The 18,391-nt window shown below is 62.3% G+C and carries 16 protein-coding genes; 10 read left to right on the forward strand and 6 right to left on the reverse strand.

What is annotated here, in order from left to right:
• Nucleotides 1-51 precede the first annotated feature (51 nt).
• Nucleotides 52-1,605, reverse strand: coding sequence for a phospholipase D-like domain-containing protein (locus AC07VG_RS17905; protein ID WP_495021617.1), 1,554 nt, complete (start codon nucleotides 1,603-1,605; stop codon nucleotides 52-54).
• A gap of 60 nt (nucleotides 1,606-1,665) precedes the next feature.
• Nucleotides 1,666-3,099, reverse strand: coding sequence for an aminotransferase-like domain-containing protein (locus AC07VG_RS17910; RefSeq protein ID WP_495000116.1), 1,434 nt, complete (start codon nucleotides 3,097-3,099; stop codon nucleotides 1,666-1,668).
• 182 nt (nucleotides 3,100-3,281) lie between these two features.
• Between AC07VG_RS17910 and AC07VG_RS17915 the strand changes: the two genes are divergently transcribed.
• Together AC07VG_RS17915 and AC07VG_RS17920 are read left to right on the forward strand one after the other, a co-directional pair.
• Nucleotides 3,282-3,527, forward strand: a complete 246-nt coding sequence (locus tag AC07VG_RS17915; RefSeq protein ID WP_495021618.1) for a DUF1127 domain-containing protein — start codon at nucleotides 3,282-3,284, stop codon at nucleotides 3,525-3,527.
• Nucleotides 3,528-3,714: 187 nt separating this feature from the next.
• The gene (locus AC07VG_RS17920) at nucleotides 3,715-4,068 is read left to right on the forward strand and encodes a YkgJ family cysteine cluster protein (RefSeq protein ID WP_495000114.1); all 354 of its coding nucleotides are present in this window, start codon (nucleotides 3,715-3,717) and stop codon (nucleotides 4,066-4,068) included.
• A gap of 2 nt (nucleotides 4,069-4,070) precedes the next feature.
• Here the strand turns inward: AC07VG_RS17920 and AC07VG_RS17925 are convergent, their stop codons facing one another.
• A complete protein-coding gene (locus AC07VG_RS17925) occupies nucleotides 4,071-4,559 on the reverse strand; it encodes an Lrp/AsnC ligand binding domain-containing protein (RefSeq protein ID WP_017125528.1) in 489 nt (162 codons plus the stop codon).
• 159 nt (nucleotides 4,560-4,718) lie between these two features.
• On the opposite strand from AC07VG_RS17925, the gene dadA reads away from it, so the two are divergent.
• The 6 genes from dadA to AC07VG_RS17955 all read left to right on the forward strand — a co-directional run bounded on the left by dadA (nucleotide 4,719) and on the right by AC07VG_RS17955 (nucleotide 10,965).
• Complete coding sequence (gene dadA, locus AC07VG_RS17930) at nucleotides 4,719-6,023, forward strand: D-amino acid dehydrogenase (RefSeq protein WP_495000113.1); 1,305 nt, start codon at nucleotides 4,719-4,721, stop codon at nucleotides 6,021-6,023.
• Nucleotides 5,995-6,348 carry a RidA family protein gene (locus AC07VG_RS17935; protein ID WP_495000112.1) on the forward strand — a complete coding sequence of 118 codons (354 nt, stop codon included), beginning with the start codon at nucleotides 5,995-5,997 and terminating at the stop codon, nucleotides 6,346-6,348. Before dadA ends, AC07VG_RS17935 begins: the two co-directional genes overlap by 29 nt.
• An 89-nt stretch (nucleotides 6,349-6,437) precedes the next feature.
• Complete coding sequence (gene alr / locus AC07VG_RS17940; RefSeq protein WP_495000111.1) at nucleotides 6,438-7,511, forward strand: alanine racemase; 1,074 nt, start codon at nucleotides 6,438-6,440, stop codon at nucleotides 7,509-7,511.
• Between the two features lie 129 nt (nucleotides 7,512-7,640).
• Complete coding sequence (locus AC07VG_RS17945) at nucleotides 7,641-8,189, forward strand: cupin domain-containing protein (protein ID WP_495000110.1); 549 nt, start codon at nucleotides 7,641-7,643, stop codon at nucleotides 8,187-8,189.
• 186 nt (nucleotides 8,190-8,375) lie between these two features.
• Nucleotides 8,376-8,795 carry a c-type cytochrome gene (locus tag AC07VG_RS17950; RefSeq protein ID WP_495000109.1) on the forward strand — a complete coding sequence of 140 codons (420 nt, stop codon included), beginning with the start codon at nucleotides 8,376-8,378 and terminating at the stop codon, nucleotides 8,793-8,795.
• A gap of 256 nt (nucleotides 8,796-9,051) precedes the next feature.
• Nucleotides 9,052-10,965, forward strand: coding sequence for an acetyl-CoA hydrolase/transferase C-terminal domain-containing protein (locus AC07VG_RS17955; RefSeq protein WP_495021619.1), 1,914 nt, complete (start codon nucleotides 9,052-9,054; stop codon nucleotides 10,963-10,965).
• Nucleotides 10,966-11,151: 186 nt separating this feature from the next.
• Here the strand turns inward: AC07VG_RS17955 and AC07VG_RS17960 are convergent, their stop codons facing one another.
• Entirely contained in the window at nucleotides 11,152-11,724 is a 573-nt protein-coding gene (locus tag AC07VG_RS17960) for a xanthine phosphoribosyltransferase (protein WP_495000107.1), read from the reverse strand.
• 55 nt (nucleotides 11,725-11,779) lie between these two features.
• A complete protein-coding gene (gene rep, locus AC07VG_RS17965; protein WP_100942151.1) occupies nucleotides 11,780-13,789 on the reverse strand; it encodes a DNA helicase Rep in 2,010 nt (669 codons plus the stop codon).
• Between the two features lie 263 nt (nucleotides 13,790-14,052).
• On the opposite strand from rep, the gene AC07VG_RS17970 reads away from it, so the two are divergent.
• The gene (locus AC07VG_RS17970) at nucleotides 14,053-15,723 is read left to right on the forward strand and encodes a putative bifunctional diguanylate cyclase/phosphodiesterase (RefSeq protein ID WP_495000106.1); all 1,671 of its coding nucleotides are present in this window, start codon (nucleotides 14,053-14,055) and stop codon (nucleotides 15,721-15,723) included.
• 24 nt (nucleotides 15,724-15,747) lie between these two features.
• Here the strand turns inward: AC07VG_RS17970 and AC07VG_RS17975 are convergent, their stop codons facing one another.
• Nucleotides 15,748-17,151, reverse strand: a complete 1,404-nt coding sequence (locus AC07VG_RS17975; RefSeq protein WP_495021620.1) for a NorM family multidrug efflux MATE transporter — start codon at nucleotides 17,149-17,151, stop codon at nucleotides 15,748-15,750.
• 152 nt (nucleotides 17,152-17,303) lie between these two features.
• Here AC07VG_RS17975 and AC07VG_RS17980 point away from each other — a divergent pair, with 152 nt between their 5' ends.
• A complete protein-coding gene (locus tag AC07VG_RS17980; RefSeq protein WP_495000104.1) occupies nucleotides 17,304-18,224 on the forward strand; it encodes a LysR substrate-binding domain-containing protein in 921 nt (306 codons plus the stop codon).
• The last annotated feature ends 167 nt before the right edge of the window (nucleotides 18,225-18,391 follow it).

Genomic DNA, 18,391 nt, shown 5'->3' on the forward strand with positions numbered 1-18,391 from the left:
CTACCCATGACCGTGTGTATCAGGTAGTGGCGACGCGGACGCTATGAGCCTTCAGAGCATGCGCTCCAGCCCGATATGGTTGGCAAACCAGGCGTTGAACCGACGCCACCAGTTGCCCGGCTCGTGCCGCAGCTTGTGGAGCTGGCCGTTATCTTCGGTGAGCCAGACAATCTGCCCCTGCTCCAGATACGGCTGGTAGCTCAGGGCCGGGGCCATCCCGCGCAAGGCCAGGGCCCGAACCTGTTCCGCCAGCTCCGGGCTGTCCACCAGGACGCCGACTTCGGTGTTCCACAGCACCGAACGCGGGTCAAAGTTGAAGGAGCCGATAAAGGACTTCTGTCGGTCGAAAATCATCGCCTTGCTGTGCAGGCTGGAGTCCGAACCCTTGTAGGACGCGCTATGAAACAGATGTGGTCCGCTGCCGCCACGCTCTCCGGGCTGGCGCCGCAGTTCGAAGAGTTTCACGCCGTGTGCCAGCAAGGCCTTGCGGTAGGGGGCATAACCGCCGTGCACGGCCGGTACGTCGGTGGCCTCCAGTGAGTTGGTCAGCAGGCTGACCGAGACCCCGGCGTCGGCCTGCCCGGTCAGGTAGATCAGCCCTGGCTGACCGGGCACGAAGTAGGCGCAAATCATCATCAGTTCGGTATGAACGTTCCGCAGTTCCGGTGCCAACTGGGTCGTCAGCAACAGTCGTGGATCTGGCTCGTCCCTGGCCAGGACCTTGCTGGGCGCGTCCCACAGCGCCTGGTTCCAGGCCCAGATCAGTTCGTGGCGCCAGAGGTCCATGTGCGGTTCGCTCTTGTAGGCCCGGAGTCTCAGGTACAGGACGGTATTGTGCTGGCGATAGCTGCCCAGCGAGTCCTCGAGTCGCCGCCGGGCCTTGGCCAGTTCCACCGCGGACGGCGAGCTGGAGAGGAAGTCGCCGATGGGCGCGCTCAGGGTACTGTTCCAGTACTGGTCGAAGCTGTGTCCGAGCTGTTCGGCCACGGGCCCGAAACCGAGCAGGTCGATATCGGTGAAGTTCAGGTCCGGCTCGGCGCCGAAATATTCGTCCCCCAGGTTGCGCCCGCCGACGATGGCCGCGCTGTTGTCGGCCAGCCACAGCTTGTTGTGCATCCGTCGGTGTTGCTGCGACAGGTTGAACAAGCGGCCCAGGGTGCGGGTGGCACGGGTGCCGCGGCCGAGGTTCAGCGGGTTGAACAGGCGAATCTGGATATTCGGATGCGCGACCAGCGTGCCGATGACCGCGTCGAGCCCGTCGCTGGCGGTATCGTCCAGCAGGATGCGCACCCGTACGCCGCGATCGGCGGCCTTGAGCAACTCATCCACCAGCATGCGGGTGCTCAGACCGTCGTGGACGATGTAGTACTGCAGATCCAGGCTGACCTGAGCATTGCGGATCAGTTCGGCCCGGGCCCTGAACGCCTCGCTGCCATTGGCCAGCAGGCGAAAGCCCGAGCGTCCCTGCCAGGGCGCGGCCTGGGCCTGGATCGAACGGCCAAAGGCCGAGTCACTCGCTGGCAGGGCCTGGCTGGGAAACCGTGGGACCGCCAGGGAGGCGCATCCGCTCAACAGCACGGCAATGAGCAGCAAACAGGCTTTCAATGGGCATCGCCCCAGGTCATGGCAGGTGTCGGCATATGGACGCTGTCTGGCGGGTCAGGGTCAATCGATACTGCTCTCGTTTTGTGCCAGTAATTTGATCGCGGCCGCGCCGACTTTGCGCACGGCCTCTTCGATCAGCGCTGTCGGCTTGGCAGCGTAGTTCATGCGCAGGCAGTTACGGTATTTGCCTGAGGCCGAAAAGATACTACCCACCGCGATCTGCACGCCCTGGTCCTGCAGTGCGCGGTTCAGGCGCAAGGCATCGAAGCCCTCGGGCAGTTCGACCCAGAGCATGAAGCTGCCCTGGGGGCGGCTGGCCCGGGTGCCAGCGGGAAAGTAGCGACTGATCCAGTCGATCATCAGGTCGCGATTGCGCTGGTATTGGCTGCGCATGCGGCGCAGGTGCGGCTCGAAGTGGCCGTTTTTCAGGAAGTCGGCGATGGCCAGCTGAGGCTGCGGGGCGGTGGAGCCGGTGCTGATGTACTTCATGTGCAGCACTCGCTCGAGGTAACGACCAGGTGCCACCCAGCCGATGCGCAGGCCCGGGGCGAGGGTCTTGGAGAAAGAACTGCAGAGCAGCACGCGGCCGTCTTCATCGAAGGACTTGATGGTGCGCGGACGGGGGTAGGTGTAGGCCAGTTCGCCATACACATCGTCCTCGATAATCGCCACGTCAAAGCGCTGGGCCAGGGTCAGCAGGGCCCGCTTGCGTGACTCCGGCATGATGTAGCCCAGCGGATTGTTGCAGTTGGGGGTCAACTGTATGGCCTTGATCGGCCACTGTTCCAGGGCCAGTTCGAGGGCGTCGAGGCTGATGCCGGTGAGTGGGTCGGTGGGGATTTCCAGGGCCTTCATGCCCAGCCCCTTGAGGGTCTGCATGGCGCCGTGGAAGCTCGGGGAGTCCACCGCGACGATATCCCCCGGCTCGCAGATGGAGCGGATGCTGGTGGACAGGGCCTCGTGGCAGCCGGTGGTGATCACCAGGTCGTTGGGACCGAGCTGGCAGCCCGAGTCGAGCAGCAGTCGCGCCACCTGCTCGCGCAGCCCGAGGTTGCCGTGGATATTGTCGTAGGACAGGCCGCGCATGTCCTGGCGGCGGCTGATTTGCGCCAGGCTGCGCAGCAGCGGTTTCAGGGTCGGGCTGTCGATGTCCGGCATGCCGCGACCCAACTGTACGGTGTCCTCGCGGGGGACAGAGCGGATCAGTTCGAGCACCTGCTCCCACTGTGAAATATCCACGGGACGCTGCGCCGGACGCCCCACCACTGGCAAGGCTGGCAGTTCGCGGCCTACGGGCACGAAATAGCCGGACTTGGGTTTCGGTTGGGCCAGCCCGCTGTCTTCCAGGACCCGGTAGGCCTGCTGCACCGTACTCAGACTGACACCGTGCTCCACACTCAGCGCCCGTACAGAAGGCAGGCGATCGCCGGGGCGATAGAAGCCTTGTTCTATGCGGGTTCCAAGCAATTCGGCGAGGTTGATGTAGAGAGTCATGGCGCAGTTCTCGGGTGAGGTGGAAAGCAGTGGCCGGTACAGATAAGGTGAAAATACAGGATTCAGTCACGCTTTGGCGAGATCTGTATTGAGTTAATAAAAATTGATTGAATCTGTAATGGTTTTGGCCGTTCACCCATCCTGTGTACTCATGGCAACCGGGTAACAAAGGAGTAGAGGTAATGAACGGCATGAGCGATGTGCGTCTGGTGTTGCACAGTCAGGAACTGGTGATCGAGCACGAGCGGGTAGTCAAGGCGTTCTCCGCCCGCCGCTGCCCCCCGGCCTTCGGTTCCATGGGTCTGGCCTGGCATCGCCTGCGTACCCGCAGGGCCTTGCTTGGACTCACATCCGAGGAACTGCGTGATATCGGATTGAGCCCGGAGCAGGCATGGGAAGAGGGCTTGAAACCGTTCTGGCGCTCCTAGCACGAAACGTATAGGCGCCAGCTTGCTGGCGATGGCGGCCGATCAGACGATGCAAGACTGACGGGCCCCATCGCCGGCAAGCTGACGCCAAAGGGGCGATCGCGTTTCTTCAGATGCACAGGTTTGCTGCCGGGCGCGGCCTTTTCAGGCAAAATCCGCGTTCATTCTTCTTTCCGGTCGTTATTCGATGAGCTGCAACAGTCAGAAAATCCGCTTTCTGCGCCAGCAAATCCCGTCTTTCGAATGCGTGCCGGGCTGCCACGACTGCTGTGGGCCGGTGACCACCTCTTCCGCGGAGATGGCCCGCCTGCCGCGCAAGACCGCCGCCGAGCAGGAAGCTGCGCTGGACGAACTCAATTGCGTGCACCTGGGACCGAACGGTTGCACGGTGTATGACGAGCGCCCGCTGATCTGTCGTTTGTTCGGGACGACGCCGACGCTGCCATGCCCCAATGGCCGACGTCCCGTGGAGATGATTCATCCACGGGCCGAACAACAGGTGCACGAGTACATTGCCAGTACCCGGCAGGTACTGGTCTAGCGTCAATCCGGAATCGGCAGGTTCAGGCTCTCTTTCACTTCTTCCATCACGATATAGCTCTTGGATTCCCGCACATGGGGCAGCTTGAGCAGGATGTCGCCGAGCAATTTGCGGTAGGAGGCCATCTCGGAAATCCGCGCTTTCACCAGGTAGTCGAAGTCCCCCGACACCAGGTGGCATTCCAGCACATGCGGCAACTTCAGCACGGCACGTCGGAACTCTTCGAAGGTGTCGCCCGATTTGTAGTCGAGGCTGATCTCGACGAACACCAGCAGGCTGCCCTTGAGGTGCTGCGGGTTCAACCGGGCGTTGTAGCCCATGATGATGCCTTCGCGTTCCAGCCGGCGCACCCGTTCGGTACAGGGCGTGGTGGACAGGCCGACCTTTTCGCCAAGCTCGGTGAACGAGATGCGCCCGTCGGCCTGCAGGATGCGCAGGATGTTGCGGTCGATTTTGTCCAGCTCGCGCTTGGTCTGATGGTTGGTTCTCATTAGGGAATGCCCCTCCGTCAAAAGCGATAGTGCCGAGAATTCTCGCCAAATATAGGCACTTATATAGTGAAAAGCACTGGCTATTGTTTTTTACACTGCGCGCATCTTGATTTTGAACATTAAACACCGGCGGCTGGCCGCGGATTGAGGGATAGACACATGCGAGTTCTGGTATTGGGTAGCGGTGTCATTGGTACCACCAGTGCTTATTATCTGGCCCGGGCTGGTTTCGAGGTGGTGGTGGTCGACCGTCAGCCGGCCGCCGCCATGGAAACCAGTTTCGCCAACGCCGGCCAGGTCTCGCCCGGCTATGCCTCGCCCTGGGCCGCCCCGGGCGTGCCGCTCAAGGCCATCAAGTGGTTGCTGCAGCGCCATGCGCCGCTGGCGATCAAGGCCACCGCCGATATCGACCAGTACCTGTGGATGGCGCAGATGCTGCGTAACTGCACCGCCAGCCGCTATGCCGTGAACAAGGAGCGCATGGTCCGCCTGTCCGAGTACAGCCGTGACTGCCTCGACGAACTGCGCGCCGAAACCGGAATTGCCTACGAAGGCCGCAGCCTGGGCACCACCCAGCTGTTCCGCACCCAGGCGCAACTCGATGGCGCGGCGAAAGATATCGCGGTGCTGAAAGAGTCCGGCGTGCCTTACGAATTGCTCGACCGTGCCGGCATTGCCCGGGTCGAACCGGCCCTGGCCAGCGTCACCGATATCCTCGCCGGGGCCCTGCGCCTGCCGAACGACCAGACCGGCGACTGCCAGATGTTCACCAGCCGCCTGGCCGAAATGGCCGTCAAGCTGGGTGTGGAGTTCCGCTTCGGCCAGGACATTCAACGGCTCGACCATGCGGGCGAGCGCATCAACGGCGTGTGGATCGACGGCAAGCTGGAAACCGCCGACCGCTACGTGCTCGCGCTGGGCAGTTATTCGCCGCAGTTGCTCAAGCCGCTGGGGATCAAGGCACCGGTCTACCCGCTCAAGGGCTATTCGCTGACCGTGCCGATCACCAACCCGGCCATGGCCCCGACTTCGACTATCCTTGACGAGACCTACAAGGTCGCGATCACCCGTTTCGACAACCGCATCCGTGTCGGTGGCATGGCGGAAATCGCCGGTTTTGACCTGTCGCTGAATCCGAAACGGCGCGAAACGCTGGAGATGATCGTCGGCGATCTTTATCCTCAGGGCGGCGACCTCGAGCAAGCCAGCTTCTGGACCGGTTTGCGTCCGACTACACCGGATGGCACGCCGATCGTGGGGGCAACCGCCTTCCGCAATCTGTTCCTGAACACCGGTCACGGTACGCTCGGCTGGACCATGGCTTGTGGCTCCGGTCGCCTGTTGGCTGACCTGATGGCGAAGAAAAAACCGCAGATCAGTGCCGAAGGCCTCGATATTTCCCGTTACGGCAAAATGCCCCAGGAGACTGCAAAACATGGCAATCCAGCGCCAGCTCACCAATGAACGCATGAGCCAGATCGTTGTGCACAGCGGTACCGTGTATCTGGCAGGGCAGGTCGGTGACGACATGAGCGCCGGGATTGAAACCCAGACCCGTGAAGCCCTTGGCAATATCGAGCGTTTGCTGGATCTGGCGGGTACCGACAAGAGCAGGTTGTTGTCGGTGACGATTTACTTGAAAGACATCGATGCGGACTTCGCCGGCATGAATTCGGTCTGGGACAAGTGGCTGCCAAAAGGCGTCGCGCCGGCCCGTGCCACGGTTGAAGCGAAGCTGTGCGAAGCGCAAATCCTGGTCGAGCTGTCGGTTGTGGCCGCTCTGCCTTAAGTGCGATCCCTCTCCCGGTGCGTGGTGGTTTGATTGCCGTTCGCACCGGTTTTTTATTCCCTCCCTTGACTGTCCAGAAGTTTGCCGCCATGCGTCCTGCCCGTGCCCTGATCGACCTCCAAGCCCTGCGTCACAACTACCAATTGGCCCGTGAAGTGTCGGGCGCCCGAGCCCTTGCGGTGATCAAGGCCGATGCCTACGGTCATGGCGCGGTGCGCTGTGCCCAGGCCCTGGAGGCCGAGGCCGATGGTTTCGCCGTGGCCTGTATCGAGGAAGCGCTCGAGTTACGGGCCGCGGGTATTCGCGCGCCGATCCTGTTGCTGGAAGGCTTTTTCGAGGCCGACGAACTGGCCTTGATCGTCGAGCACGATTTCTGGTGCGTGGTGCATGCGCTGTGGCAGTTGGAAGCCATCGAGCAGGCAGTGCTGGCCAAGCCGATCAACGTCTGGCTCAAGCTCGACTCGGGCATGCACCGGGTGGGACTGGAGCCCGCGGACTACCAGGCGGCTTACCAGCGCCTGCAGGCGAGCGGCAAGGTGGCGAAGATCGTGCTGATGAGCCACTTCGCCCGCGCCGACGAACTGGGTAGCCAGCGCAGCGCCGAACAGGTGGCGATCTTCGACGCCGCGTGCCAGGGTTTGTCGGCCGAGGTCAGCCTGCGCAACTCTCCGGCGCTGCTCGGTTGGCCGCAGATTCCCAGCGACTGGGTACGTCCCGGCATCCTGCTGTTCGGCTCGACACCCTTCGAAGAAGAAAACCCGCTGGCCGCGCGCTTGCAGCCGGTCATGACCCTGGAGTCGAAAGTCATCAGTGTGCGCGAGCTGCCAGCGGGAGAGCCGGTGGGCTACGGTGGCCTGTTCGTGACGTCCAGGCCGACGCGGGTCGGCGTGGTTGCCATGGGTTATGCCGACGGCTATCCGCGGCATGCGCCGACCGGCACGCCGGTGCTGGTGGCAGGCCAGCGCAGCCAGTTGCTGGGGCGGGTATCGATGGACATGTTGTGCATCGATCTGACCGATGTGCCCCAGGCCGGGCTGGGTTCGACGGTGGAGTTGTGGGGCAAAAACGTCCTGGCCAGCGAGGTTGCGGTCCGGGCCCAGACCATTCCCTATCAGATTTTTTGCAACCTGCGCCGGGTACCACGGCTCTACACCGGGAGCTAGGGGGCAGCCGCGCCGCGCCACAGGTCGTCCCACCGAGTCGGATTCGGGCTCGAGTGTTGTAAATACTGAACGCTATGCCATGATATCGCTCAATTACAACATCGCCTGAATCCCTGGGAGACTGCCGTATTGGACGTCGGTGAACGACTGCAATCCATCCGTAAACTGAAAGGTCTGTCTCAGCGTGAACTCGCCAAACGCGCGGGCGTCACCAATAGCACCATTTCAATGATTGAAAAAAACAGTGTCAGCCCTTCGATCAGTTCGCTGAGAAAGGTGCTTGGCGGCATTCCCATGTCCATGGTCGAGTTCTTTTCCGAGGAAATCCTCCAGGAAAAACCGACCCAGATCGTCTACAAGGCCAACGAGCTGATCGATATCTCCGATGGCGCCGTGACCATGAAGCTGGTCGGGCGTGCCCATCCCAGTCGTGCCATCGCCTTCCTCAACGAGATCTATCCTCCGGGTGCCGATACCGGAGCGGAAATGCTCACCCACGAAGGTGAGGAGACGGGCATTTTGTTGGAAGGACGACTGGAACTGGTGGTTGGTGCAGAAACTTTCGTTCTCGAGGCGGGCGACAGCTACTATTTTGAAAGCACCAAGCCGCATCGCTTCCGCAATCCGTTCGATACTCCAGCGCGACTAATCAGCGCAGCGACACCGGCGAACTTTTAACAGCGAGAGGCGCCACGTCAGGGATTTCAAGGCGCCCGGCAGTATTGATTGGCCATGGGTTAATACCCCTGTAACTCTAGGGGTTGTTTCGCAGGGACAGTCGAACCGCTATACTCACGCCCGCCTGCGAAACCGTGGTTCGCGGCGTGATTAGCCACCATTGAGGGTGTACGCGTGAATCCAATTATGAAAATGCTGGCCGTACCAGCAACCGTAGTCGCCCTGTGGGCCGTCAGCGCTCAGGCAACGACAATCAATGACGATATCGCCAAGCGTCTGGAGCCGGTGGGCAAGGTGTGTATCCAGGGCGCAGAGTGCAAGGGGATGGAAGTGGCCGCTACCGTGGGCGGTGGCGGCGGAGCCAAGACACCGGATGAAGTGATCGCCAAGCATTGCAACGCTTGCCATGGCACCGGCCTGCTGGGTTCGCCGAAAATCGGTGATGCCGCGGCCTGGAAAGACCGCGCGGATCACCAGGGTGGCCTCAGTGGCCTGCTGGCCAAGGCCATCACCGGTCTTAACGCGATGCCGCCAAAAGGCACCTGCGCCGACTGCTCCGATGACGAGCTCAAAGGTGCGATCGAGAAAATGTCCGGGCTGAAATAAGACCGATCTTCTCTGAAAAAGCCGCTTACGAGCGGCTTTTTTGCTTTTGGTGAACGCGGGACCTGTGGGAGCCGGCTTGCCGGCGATGAGGCCCTTGAGTCAGGTGCTGCATTCACGGACGCCATCGCCGGCAAGGGCGGTGTTTCGACGCGAGGAATGGGGACAGCATGATGCCTGCGGGCTCGGGCTGTCATTTTCAGCAAATTCCCGGCAAGCTCGGTCCAACCTCAATTCATGGAAAGGCGAGGAGGGTCCGATGGTGCAGTGCTGTTCTATCGAGCGTGCGGTCGATGAGGTGTTGGCGCGACTGCCGGCGCATATTCACATGGCCAGCCCCCTGGGCCTGGGCAAACCCAATCGGTTTATCAATGCGCTCTACCAGCGCATCAGGCAATTGCCGGAGCGTCGGCTGACGATCTACACCGCTTTGAGCCTCGGCCGCCCGGCCCTGGGTGACGGCTTGCAACGGCGGTTCCTCGAACCCTTTGTCGAACGGGTGTTCGGCGATTATCCCGAACTGGATTTCCTCGCCGACCTGCGTCGGGACAGCCTGCCGCCGAATATCCACGTCCGGCAGTTCTTCATGCAACCCGGCAGCCTGTTGCACAGCACGCAAGCCCAGCAGGATTACGTCAGCAGCAACTACAGCCATGCCGCCCGCGACATCAACGCCGCCGGCCTGAACCTGATCGCGCAACTGGTGGCCGAGGCCCCGGAACATCCCGGGTACCTGAGCCTGAGCTGCAACCCGGACATCACCCTCGACCTGCTGCCGATGATCGCCCGGCGCCGCGCTGGCGGAGAAACCATCCTGATGCTGGCGCAGGCTCACAGCCACTTGCCGTACATGCCTGGGGATTCGGAGATCAGCCGTGACGCCTTTGACCTGCTGATCGACGAGCCGGAACGCAGCACCCTGTTCTCCACCCCGAACATGCCGGTGGATACCCAGGATCATTTTATCGGCCTGCACGCCAGCACCCTGGTGCGCGATGGCGGCACCTTGCAGATCGGCATTGGTGCCATGGGCGACGCCTTGACCGCCGCGTTGCTGGCCCGTCAGGCGGACAACGAGGGTTACCAAGCGTTGCTGGCGGATATCGATCTGTCGCCCTGGAAAGCCTTGCTCGACAAGGAAGGCGGTATCGAAGCTTTTGCCAAGGGGCTTTACGGTTGCAGCGAGATGTTCGTCAACGGCCTGCTGGTCCTGGTGGACGCGGGCATCGTGCGGCGCAAGGTCCATGCCGACCTTGAGCGGCAACGCCAGGCCAATGCCGGTGTCGTGCAAACCGGTGGCATCATGGTGCATGGCGGTTTCTTTCTCGGGCCGCGCAGTTTCTATCAGCGCCTGCACGAGCTGTCCCGGGACCAGCTGGGCGAATTCAATATGACCGCCATCAGCTACATCAACGAACTGTTTGGCGAGGAAGAACTCAAGCGCCTGCAGCGCCTCGACGCGCGGTTTATCAACAGTGCCTTCACCATGACCCTGCTGGGGGCGGGTGTGGCGGACCAGCTCGAAGACGGGCGGGTGCTCAGCGGGGTCGGCGGGCAGTACAACTTCGTGGCCCAGGGTCATGCGCTGGAGGGCGCGCGGTCGATCCTGATCTTGCGCAGTTGGCGCGAGGCGGGCGGTGAGGTCAGTTCGAATATCGTCTGGGAGTATGGGCATTGCACCATCCCCCGGCACCTGCGCGATATCGTGGTGACCGAGTACGGTATGGCCGACCTGCGCGGCAAGACCGACGCCGAGGTGATCGAAGCGCTGTTGAATATCGCCGATTCACGCTTTCAGTCGGGGTTGATCGAACAGGCGCAACAGGCTGGCAAGCTGCCGGGGGATTTCCGTCTCGACCCGCGTTTTACCGATAATCGTCCGCAGCGCTTGCAGGCGATTCGGACACGGCATCCGCATTTGTTTCCGGAGTATCCGCTGGGCAGTGATTTCAGCGCGGAAGAGCGGGATCTGCTGCGGGCGCTGAACTGGCTCAAAAGCAAATTCAAGCTCACCGAGATGCTTGAGCTGGGCAAGGCGGCGCTGGATGCCCCCGAGCCGGCGGCCTTTGCCGTGCATCTGGAGCGCATGCGCCTGACCCACCCGGAGGGGTTGAAGGAGGAGCTTTTTCAGCGGTTTCTGCTGGCGGGGTTGCAGGAGACGCTGCCTGACTGAAGCTCCGCGAAATCGGGTACGACACACCCTTGTAGGCGCCAGCTTGCTGGCGATGGCGTCCGGATAGGCGCCGCAAGGCTCAAGGGCTTCATCGCTGCGCTGCGGCGTCCCGACAAGCCAGCCCCTACAGTTTCCGTGTTGACCGTTGTTGCAAGTCAGGGGCAATGGTGGTGTTGAGGTGTGGCCTTATTCGATAAAGCTCACAACACCGCCGGCCAGGGACTTCACCCGGGCCAGCGATTCCACGCGATAACCCTGCGCGTCCAGTTCGGCCCGGCCGCCCTGGAAGGATTTCTCGATGACGATACCCAGGCCCGCCACGGTCGCGCCGGCCTGCTTGATGATCGAGATCAGCGCCTGGGACGCTTTGCCGTTGGCCAGGAAGTCATCGATGATCAGCACGCGATCACTGCTGGTCAGGTGGCGCGGGGAAATCGCCACGGTGCTTTCAACCTGCTTGGTGAAGGAGTACACCGTCGCCGACAGCAGGTTTTCCGTCAGGGTCAGGGACTGGTGCTTGCGGGCGAAAATCACCGGCACGCCGAGGTTCAGCCCGGTCATGATCGCCGGGGCAATCCCCGAGGCTTCGATGGTGACGATCTTGGTAATGCCCGAGTCGGCGAACAGTGTGGCGAATTCGTCACCGATCAGTTTCATCAACTGCGGGTCGATCTGGTGGTTCAGGAAGGCGTCGACCTTCAGTACCTGATCGGAAAGCACGATGCCTTCTTCGCGAATTTTCTTGTGCAGTGCTTCCACGGAACGTCCTCGAATAGCGCCTTTGCGCTGAAGATAGATTAAAAAATGCGCAATTCTAGCGCTTTAACATCGCGCGTATATCCGCCAGCGCCGAATTGCCGCGTACGGCTTTGACTTCGGTCGGCGTGTCGTCGTTACCTTCCCAGGCCAGGTCGTCCGGTGGCAGTTCATCGAGGAAACGGCTCGGCGCACAGTCGATGACCTCGCCGTACTGCTTGCGCTTGGCGGCAAAGGTGAAGGCCAGGGTCTGACGGGCTCGGGTAATGCCGACATAGGCCAGGCGCCGTTCTTCCTCGATGGTGTCGGCCTCGATGCTGGAGCGGTGCGGGAGGATTTCCTCCTCCATGCCCATGATGAACACGTAGGGGAATTCCAGCCCCTTGGACGCATGCAGGGTCATCATTTGCACGCCTTCGGCGCCGTCCTCTTCTTCCTGCTGGCGTTCGAGCATGTCACGCAGCACCAGCTTGCCGATGGCGTCCTCGACGGTCATATCGCCGTCTTCGTCTTTTTCCAGGGTGTTCTTCAGCGCTTCGATCAGGAACCAGACGTTACCCATCCGGTAGTCCGCGGCCTTGTCGCTGGAGCTGTTGGTACGCAGCCAGTTCTCGTAGTCGATGTCCATGACCATACTGCGCAGGGCGGCAATCGGATCTTCGCCAGCGCACTGCTCACGCACCCGGTCCATAAAGCGCTTGAAGCGCGCCAGGCGGTCGGTGAAGCGGCTGTCGAGGTGTTCGCCCAGACCGATTTCGTCGGTGGCGGCGTACATCGAGATCTTGCGTTCGGTGGCGTAGTTGCCGAGCTTTTCCAGGGTGGTCGAGCCGATCTCCCGGCGTGGCACGTTGATCACCCGCAGGAAGGCGTTGTCGTCGTCCGGGTTGACGATCAGGCGGAAGTAGGCCATCAGATCCTTGACTTCCTGGCGCCCGAAAAAGCTGTTGCCCCCCGACAGCCGATAGGGAATCTGGTGGTGCTGCAGCTTCAGCTCGATCAGCTTGGCCTGGTAGTTGCCCCGGTAGAGGATGGCGAAATCACTGTAGGGCCGGTCGGTGCGCAGGTGCAGGCTGAGAATCTCCATGGCCACGCGTTCGGCCTCGGCATCCTCGTTACGGCAACGGATGACACGGATCTCATCACCGTGACCCATTTCGCTCCACAGTTGCTTTTCGAATTCGTGCGGGTTGTTCGAGATCAGCACGTTGGCGCAGCGCAGGATCCGGCTGGTGGAGCGGTAGTTCTGCTCCAGCATCACCACTTTCAGGGACGGGTAGTCGTCCTTGAGCAGCATCAGGTTTTCCGGCCGCGCACCGCGCCAGGCGTAGATCGACTGGTCGTCGTCACCCACCACGGTGAACTGGTTGCGCGTGCCGATGAGCATTTTCACCAGCAGGTACTGGCTGGCGTTGGTGTCCTGGTATTCGTCCACCAGCAGGTAACGGACCTTGTTCTGCCACTTTTCCAGGATGTCGGCATGTTCCTCGAACAGCTTTACCGGCAGCAGGATCAGGTCGTCGAAGTCCACCGCGTTGAACGCCTTGAGCGTGCGCTGGTAGTGGGTGTAGACGATGGCCGCGGTCTGCTCCTTGGGATTACGCGCATTCTCCAGGGCTTGGGGCGGCAGGATCAGGTCGTTTTTCCACGAGCCGATCATGTTCTTGATCTCGTCGACGCCGTCGTCGCCCGAGTATTCCTTCTGCATGATGTCGGTCATCAAGGCCTTGACGTCGGCCTCGTCGAAGATCGAGAAGCCCGGCTTGTAGCCCAGCCGCGCATGCTCCTTGCGGATGATGTTGAGCCCCAGGTTGTGGAAGGTCGATACCGTCAGGCCACGGCCTTCGCCGCCCTTGAGCAGGGTACCGACGCGCTCCTTCATTTCTCGCGCGGCCTTGTTGGTGAAGGTCATGGCGACGATGTATTGGGCGCGGATGCCGCAGTTCTGGATCAGGTGGGCGATCTTGCGGGTGATCACGCTGGTCTTGCCGGAGCCGGCGCCGGCGAGCACCAAAAGAGGGCCGCCGACGTAGTTCACGGCTTCTTGCTGCCGGGGATTGAGTCGGGACATGACGGCGTCAGGAGTCTGTTGCGAAAAGGGCGGGCATTTTAACAGGCTGAACGGATTCTGCCGCGACTCTCCGACACTGTGACGTGCGCCGCTATCTAAATTTGCCGGTTTTGTTACTTTGCCGCAGGATGCGCAGCATATTCCCGGCTATTGTTCAGAATTGTGTTACACAAAAAAGCACTTGATAATCAATCCTACTTAAGTCTCCCGAGCGTGTCGCAATGTTGATCGTCAACGTTTTTTGCAGAGTCTAGGGAGTCAGCTTGCCTACGTCTGTCGAACCCTTGCGTTTGCTGCTACTGGCCGATGAGCCTGAGTGGGCGGCCTTGTTGCGCGAGTGTCTGGCTCCTCTGGGAGACTCGGCCGTGCTGATCCATGCGCCGTCCTGGGAGGTGGTCAGCCGCCTGTTCGAGGCCGACCGCACGGCGCTGTTGTTGACGGTGCCGAACTTGCAGCCGGCGCCGGGACGCTGCAACCTGCCAACCATCCTGTTGTTGGAAGAAGAACCGTTGATCGCACCCCTGGGGGTCAGCGACTGGCTGGTTCGCCAGGGACTCGATACGCCGACCTTGCGTCGCTGTCTGCGCCATGTGCGTGAGCGCGGCGTACTGGAAAACACCTTGCAGCGCCTGGCCGAGCAGGACCCGCTGACCGGCATCGCCAATCGCCAGGGCTTCCAGACCCTGCTGGCGGCGCGGCTGGCCGAGAACGAAGGGCGCGGCCTGGCCCTCGGGCACCTGGACCTGGACAATTTCCGCCATGCCAACGACGCCCTGGGTCACCAGGCCGGCGACCGGCTGATCCTGCAGGTGGTGGCGCGGCTCAAGAGCCAGCTTGAGGCGGGTGACCAGTTGGCGCGCCTGGGCAGCGACGAATTCGCCCTGCTGATCGACACCCGTCGTGCACCCCAGCGCGCCGAGAGTGTGGCCGAACGGATTGTCGAGGCCATGGCCGAACCTTACTGGGTCGACGGTGAGAGCCTGTTGATCGGTTGCAGCCTGGGCATCGCCCATACCCGTGCCAATGCCGGTGCCGATCCACTGATGTGGCATGCGCATATCGCCATGCAGCAGGCCAAGAGTACCCAGGGCTGCACCTTTCATACCTTCAATGAGCGGATCAATCGTAACGCCCGTAGCCTCGCCGACCTGGAAAGCGAGCTACGCCGGGCCCTGCGCCGTGACGAACTGGAACTGCATTACCAGCCGCGCCTGGACCTGGGCAGCGGCCAGATCGTCGGCCTCGAGGCCCTGGTGCGCTGGCGGCATGGCGAGCGCGGGTTGTTGCCGCCCAGCGAGTTCGTACCCCTGGCCGAGCAAAGCGGCCTGATCGTGCCGTTGGGCTACTGGGTGATTTCCCGGGCGCTGCGGGATATGCAGGCCTTGCGCGCGCTGGGGCTGGCGCCGCTGCACATGGCGGTCAACCTGTCGTTCCGGCAGTTCCAGGACAGCCAGTTGCTCCCGACCTTGAGCCGGCTGATTGCCGAGCGCGGCGTTGAGGCGCAGTGGCTGGAGTTCGAGCTCACCGAAACTGCGGTGATGCGTCGTAGCGACCTGGTCAAGCAGACCATGGATGCCCTGGGGCGGTTGGGGGTGCGTTTTTCCCTGGATGACTTCGGCACCGGGTTTTCTTCCTTCGTGCACCTCAACAGTCTGCCGATCGCCTTGCTCAAGGTGGACAAGAGTTTTGTCGGTGGCATGGAGTTGCGTGAGGAAAACCGCAAGCTGGTGCATGCCATGGTCAACCTGGCCCACAACCTTCATCTGGAGGTGGTGGCCGAAGGGGTTGAAACCCCGGAGCAACTGGCCTTGCTGCGCGAGTTCGGCTGCGACCAGGCCCAGGGTTACCTGATCAGCAAGCCGTTGCCGCTGGCGGAGCTGGTGGAGTACCTGACCTTTGGTGCCGCTCAGCCAGTGGCGCAGGAGGTGGTTTGACGCCGCGGGATGCAGTCTGTCGACTCAGGCGGCATCCATGACGCTGCGTTGTGGGCTTTGTGCCGAATGGCGTCCGAGCATCCGCTTCATCCGCCATTCAAACGCCAGCGTCAGGCTTACTGCCGCGCAAGCCAGGCCCAGCGCCAGGCCCCACCAGACACCGGTTGCTCCGCCATTGAAGTCGAACGCCAGCAACCATGCCGCCGGGGCGCCGATCAGCCAGTAGCAGGCGAGACCGACGAGGAAGGTGGTCTTGGCGTCTTTCAGGCCCCGGATCGCGCCCATGGCGATGGTCTGGGTGCCATCGAACAGCTCGAACCAGGCGGCCACCGCCAGCAGCCTGACGGCCAGTTCGATAACCGGTTGGAACGCCGGGTCGTTGCGATCCAGGAACAGTCCCACCAGTGGGTTCGGCGCCAGCCAGAACAGCGCGGCAAAGGCCAGCATGGCGGCCGCCCCGAAAGCGATGCCGACCCTTCCGGCCAGGCGCGCGTCCAGCAGTTGCCCGGCGCCGTAGTGCAGACCGATGCGCAGGGTGATGGCGTAGGAGATCCCCGCCGGCACCATAAAGGCCGCCGAGACGATCTGCAGGGCGATCTGGTGCGCGGCCAGTTGCGTACTGCCCATGGTGCCCATGCACAGCGCGGCAAAGGCGAACAGCCCGACCTCCACGGCATAGGTACCGCCAATCGGCAGACCCAGGCGCCAGAGTTCGCGCAGATACTGCCAATTGGGCCGCGACAGGCCCCGCAGCAAGGGGTAGTGGCGGTACGCCGGGTGCCGCTTGATATGCCAGGCCAGCGCCAGGGCCATGCAGCTGGCGACCAGCGCCGTGACCAGGCCGATCCCCACCAGGCCCAGCTTGGGCAGGCCGAACATCCCGGTGATCAGGGCATAGTTGAGGGAAAAGTTGGCCACGGTGCCGCACAGGCTGATCACCATCACCGGGGTCGCGCGGCCCAGGGCGCTGGTGAACCCGCGCAGGGCCATGAAGCTCAGGTAGCCGGGCAGGGCGAACGGCAGCACCGTCAGGAACTGCGTGGCGGCGTGCACGTTGGTGGGGGTCTGGCCGAACATCAGCAGCAGCGGCTTGAGGTTCCACAACAGCAGGCCGGCCACCAGGGCCATGGCCCAGGCCAGCCACAGCCCGGCCTGGGTCAGCCGGGTCGCGCCTTCGATATCGCCGGCGCCCTGGCGAATGGAGACCAGGGTGCCGACGGCCGCGATCACGCCAATGCAGAAAATCGACACGAACGAATAACTCGCCGCGCCCAGGCCGCCACCGGCCAAGGCCTCGGGGCTGAGTCGGGCCATCATCAGGGTGTCGGTCAATACCATCAGCATATGCGCCAACTGCGAGGCGATCAGCGGCCCGGACAGCCGCAGGATGGCCCGGAGTTCGGTGCGTGCTGAATGCTTCATGATCATCAGGCTCGACAGGTGGAAGGCAGTGAGAACCGTTGATTCTCAGGGTTCCCAGGCATTTGCACAAAGGGATAAAACCGATTGCTCGCATGATAAAAACTCATGCAAGGAGGTTTCTGCTAGGGTTGCCGCATTGCGTTATCGGAGCGCTCCCCATGTCTCGTCGTCTGCCCCCCCTGTATGCCTTGCGCGCTTTCGAAGCTGCGGCCCGCCACAGCTCGTTCACCCGGGCGGCGGAGGAGCTGTCCATTACCCAAAGTGCGGTCAGCCGGCATATTCGTACGCTCGAAGAGCACTTTGCCTGCCGGCTGTTTCAGCGTAACGGGCGCAATCTGCAACTGACCGAGTCCGCGCGCTTGCTGCTGCCGGGGATCCGCGAGGGCTTCGGCGCCCTGGAGCGGGCTTGCAATACCTTGCGCGCTGAAGACGACATCCTGCGCATGAAAGCGCCGTCGACCCTGACCATGCGCTGGCTGCTGGCGCGGCTGAGCCGTTTCCGGCATTTGCAGGAAGGCAATGAGGTGCAGCTCACCAGTGCCTGGATGGATGTCGACAGCGTGGACTTCAACCAGGAGCCATTTGATTGTGCGGTGTTGCTCAGCAACGGCCATTTCCCGCCTGACTGGGAGGCCAGTTACCTGTTTTCCGAGTGGTTGATTCCGGTGGGAGCACCTACGCTGCTCAATGAGCAGCCTTGGGATGCCGAGCGTCTGGCCAGCGTCGAGCTGTTGCACCCGACGCCCGATCGGCGAGACTGGCGCAGTTGGCTGGAGCGCATGGGCCTGTCCGAACGGATCTCCCTCAAGGGCGGCCAGCTGTTCGATACCCTGGAGCTGGGCATGATTGCCGCGGCGCGGGGTTACGGGGTGTCTATGGGGGACCTGCTGATGGTGGCCGAGGACGTGGCCCAGGGACGTTTGAGTTTGCCGTGGCCGACCGCCGTCGATAGTGGTGAGCAATATTACCTGGTCTGGCCGAAAACCCGGCCGGGCGGCGAGCGCCTGCGGCGGCTCAGCGATTTTCTTCAGGGCGAGGTCGCGGCCATGGTCTTGCCCGATGTCGAGCGCCTGGGCTGATACGCTGTTTTTGGCGGCCACTGATATCCGTTCAAATGACTCAAGTATTCGCTGGCGCCGCCGAATCTACCGACATGGAACCGCCGTCCCAAGCGGTTCGCTCATGCCTTGTTCATTGGAAATGTTTCCGCGCGGCCTGACAGTACCCACAGGATTCGCCGCCCGCC

Source organism: Pseudomonas sp. GW821-FHT03C07 (assembly GCF_059420925.1).